The organism is Halorubrum ezzemoulense DSM 17463, from assembly GCF_002114285.1.
GTDB lineage: Archaea > Halobacteriota > Halobacteria > Halobacteriales > Haloferacaceae > Halorubrum > Halorubrum ezzemoulense.
On sequence record NZ_NEDJ01000134.1, the window covers coordinates 1 to 3,636 of the forward strand.

General features: G+C 71.8%; 4 protein-coding genes. 1 reads left to right on the forward strand and 3 read right to left on the reverse strand.

What is annotated here, in order from left to right; genetic code table 11:
- Positions 1 to 229: 229 nt before the first annotated feature.
- Both B9H04_RS17610 and B9H04_RS17615 read right to left on the reverse strand, forming a co-directional pair.
- Complete coding sequence (locus tag B9H04_RS17610; protein WP_049929686.1) at positions 230 to 1,006, reverse strand: enoyl-CoA hydratase/isomerase family protein; 777 nt, start codon at positions 1,004 to 1,006, stop codon at positions 230 to 232.
- 93 nt (positions 1,007 to 1,099) lie between these two features.
- Positions 1,100 to 1,321, reverse strand: coding sequence for a hypothetical protein (locus tag B9H04_RS17615; RefSeq protein ID WP_049929687.1), 222 nt, complete (start codon positions 1,319 to 1,321; stop codon positions 1,100 to 1,102).
- 133 nt (positions 1,322 to 1,454) lie between these two features.
- Between B9H04_RS17615 and aroC the strand changes: the two genes are divergently transcribed.
- Positions 1,455 to 2,642 (forward strand): chorismate synthase, encoded by a 1,188-nt coding sequence (aroC, locus tag B9H04_RS17620; protein WP_049929688.1) that lies wholly within the window; start codon positions 1,455 to 1,457, stop codon positions 2,640 to 2,642.
- A 61-nt stretch (positions 2,643 to 2,703) separates the two neighbouring features.
- Here aroC and B9H04_RS17625 read toward each other — a convergent pair whose 3' ends face one another.
- The gene (locus tag B9H04_RS17625) at positions 2,704 to 3,606 is read right to left on the reverse strand and encodes a ZIP family metal transporter (RefSeq protein WP_049929689.1); all 903 of its coding nucleotides are present in this window, start codon (positions 3,604 to 3,606) and stop codon (positions 2,704 to 2,706) included.
- Positions 3,607 to 3,636 lie beyond the last annotated feature (30 nt).

Sequence of the window (3,636 nt, forward strand, 5' to 3'; positions counted from 1 at the left end):
CGCCCCTTCGAGTCCCGCCCCGCACAGCGACCGCACCTCACGCCTCCCCGGCCTCGTCGCCGGCGGCCACGCCGCCGGCTGCCAGAGGCGTCGCGCCTCGCTGCCGCTCACGGCCTGTTGGCGGTTCGCGGCGTCCCTCGCACGCGCTTCTCGCGGCCGCCGAGGGCGGCCGCTCGACGGCGCGCGGCACCACACCTCGGCACAGCACCGACAGCGATCCGCTACCGCATTATTCGAACTCCGGATCGCGCTTCTCCAAGAAAGCCGTCATCCCCTCGCGCTGATCGTGCGTCCCGAAGAGGCCGGCCCACGCACGGCGCTCCAAGGCGAGCCCGGTCGCCGCCGACCCCTCGCTGGCCGCGTTCAGCGCCTCCTTCGCCGCGCGCAGCGCGGTCGCCGGCTTCGCTGCCAGCTCGCCGGCCAGATCGTCGATCCGGTCTTCGAAGTCGTCGTCCGCGACGACCTCGCCGACGAACCCGACCTCGGCCGCCTCGGTCGCGTCGATGCGCTCGCCGAGGAAGATCAGCCGGCGGGCGACCTCGTCGCCGACGAGCGCCGGGAGCCGCTGCGTGCCGCCCCAGCCGGGGATGATCCCCAGATCGATCTCGGTCTGCCCGAGGACGGCGCTCTCGGCGGCGACCCGCAGGTCACAGGCCAGGGCGAGCTCGCACCCGCCGCCGAAGGCGTAACCGTCGACGGCGGCGATCGTCGGCGCGGGGAACGTCTCGATCGCGTCCGCGACGCGGTGGCCGAGCTCGGCGTACGCCTGCGCCTCGGGCGTCGAGAGGTCGACCATGTGCGAGATGTCCGCGCCCGCGACGAACGCCTCGTCGCCCGCACCGGCGATCACGAGGACGCGAGCGTCGCGCTCGGCGGCCTCGTCGAGCGCGTCCTCGATCGCTTCGAGCGTCTCGGCGGTGAGCGCGTTGAGCTGCTCCGGTCGGTCGACGGTGATCGTCGCGACTCCGCGGTCGTCGACGTCGAAGGCGATGGTGTCCCAACTCATACCCGCCCCGTCTCGCGGCGACGTGAAAACGGTTCGGCAGGCGGATCCGACTCGGTCGGAGGCGGGGCTCCGCGGGCGGCGGCGACTCGACGGTCAGACCTCTTCGCGGCTGTCGATCCCGGTGTAGATGAACCACGCCGTCGTGTACACGCCGACGAACAGCAGGTAGCCGACGATCAGTCCCCCGAGCTGGCGGCTCGCGAGCCCGCCGGGGAGCGTCCGCGAGAGGATGCCGAGCGCGAGGGCGAAGACGACGAGCGAAAACAGCCCCGAAAGGGCGTACACGCCGAGGTCGGAGGTGAAGCGGTCGCGCACGCACCCACCAACGCGTTCCCCTTACATACCGCCGTCGGTCGCGCGCCGGTCGGCGCGTCGTCTCGAAGTCCGGGCGAGCGCCGCTCGTTGCGCGGATTGCAACCCCTATAAGCCCCCGGCCACACGTACCGGTATGAACGGGAACCGGTTCGGCCGACTCTTCCAGCTGACGACCTACGGCGAGAGCCACGGCGACGCGATGGGCGTCACCGTCTCCGGCGTGCCAGCGGGCGTCGAGCTCGACGAGGAGGCGATTCAGGCGCAGCTCGACCGGCGCAAGCCGGGCCAGTCGATGATCACCACCTCGCGGGGCGAGCCCGACGAGGTCGTCGTTAACTCCGGCGTCCAGGACGGCTACACCACGGGCACCCCGATCGGAATGGTGATCCAGAACAAGGACGCCCGCTCGGGGAAGTACGAGCCGTTCGTCACCGCGCCGCGCCCCTCGCACGGCGACTACACCTACTCCGCGAAGTTCGGCACACGCAACTGGGGCGGCGGCGGGCGCTCCTCGGCGCGCGAGACGGTGAACTGGGTCGCGGCCGGCGCGGTCGCCGAACAGGTGCTCGACGCCTCTGACCACGACGTCGAGATCAAAGCGCACGTCAATCGCATCGGCGACATCGAGGCCGCCCCGGTGAGCTTCGGGCAGATCCTCGAACACAGCGAGGAGAACGACGTGCGCTGCGCCGACCCCGAGGCGGCCGCGGAGATGCAGGAGCTGATCGAGGAGTACCAGGAGGAGGGCGACTCGATCGGCGGTTCGATCTACTTCGAGTGCCGGGGCGTCCCCCGGGGGCTCGGATCGCCGCGCTTCGACAGCTTCCCCGCCCGCCTCGGGCAGGCGATGTTCTCCATCCCGGCGACCACCGGCGTCGAGTACGGGCTGGGGAAGGACGCAACGCACGTGGCGGGCAGCGAGCGCAACGAGGACTGGACGTTCGACGACGGCGAGTCGTTCGACCACGTCGAGAGCGAGGAGGGCGACCCCGTCCCCGTGGGCAACGACCACGGCGGCCTCCAGGGCGGGATCACCACGGGCGAGCCGATCTACGGCGAGGCGACGTGGCACGCGCCGACCTCGATCCCGAAGAAGCAGCGCTCGGCCGACTGGGAGACCGGCGAGGAGAAGGAGGTCCAGGTCGTCGGCCGCCACGACCCCGTCCTCCCGCCACGGGCCGTCCCCGTCGTCGAGGCGATGCTGTACTGTACGGTGCTCGACTTCATGCTGCTCGGCGGCCGGATCAACCCGGACCGCGTCGACGGCAACCCGGGACAGTACGACACCGATTACCACCCGAGTAGCCCGCGCAACGAGTAGCGACCGACGCCCGCACCCGGGCCTGTGCCGCGGTCGTGCGCTTCCAGCGTCCGGCGCCCGCTCACACCACGACGACGGCGTCGACGACGACGAGCAGGACGAAGCCGACGAGGAACGCGCCGGTCGCGGCGTCGGCGTGCCCGTGCCCGTGCGAGGATGGGATCAGCTCGCGGAAGACGACCGCGAGCATCGCGCCCGCGGCGAACCCCGACGACACCGGGAACAGTCCGGCCCCGACCGACACGAGCGAGAAGCCGAAGACCGCGGCGACGACCTGCGGGACCACTCCCGAGAGGGTCGTGTACCAGACCACCCGGAGGTTCGACATCCCGGTCTCCGCCATCGGCACCGCGAACGCGAACCCGTCGGGCACGTTCTGAAGGCCGATGACGACCGCGAGCAACAGCGCGACCTCCTCCAGCCCGGAGGCGAACGCGACGCCGATCGCCAGCCCCTCGGGGGCGTTGTGGAGGGTGATCGCCCCGCCGATGAGCAGCGCCTTCCGGAGCGAGGACTCGCGCTCGGCGAGCGTCCCGGCGTCCTCGTCGACCGATTCCGGCTCCGCGTCGCCTCCCTCGGCGGCGGAGCCCCGGGTGGCGACACCCTCGGCGACAGAGTCCCCGGTCGGCGGCTCCATGACCGCGGCGTCGTCTGCGGTCGCGCCGCCCTCGACGAACCACGCCCGGTACTCCGCGTGGAGGTGCGGAATGAGGTAGTTCCCGCCAAGCAGCGTCGCCCCGCCGAGGAGCACCCCCGCCATCACCGCGCGGAGCGTCCCCTCCTCCATGCCGGGGATCACGAGGCCGAACACGCTGGCGGCGACCATCAGCCCGGCCGCCAGCCCGAGGGCACCGTCGTAGATCCGGTGTGTCACGCGGTGCCGGAAGAAGACGGGGAGGGCCCCGATCCCGGTCGCGACCCCGGCGACGGTCGTCACGCCGAGGACCGAGGCGAGCGTCGTCATACACTGCGAGACCGCGCACTGGGGTATAAA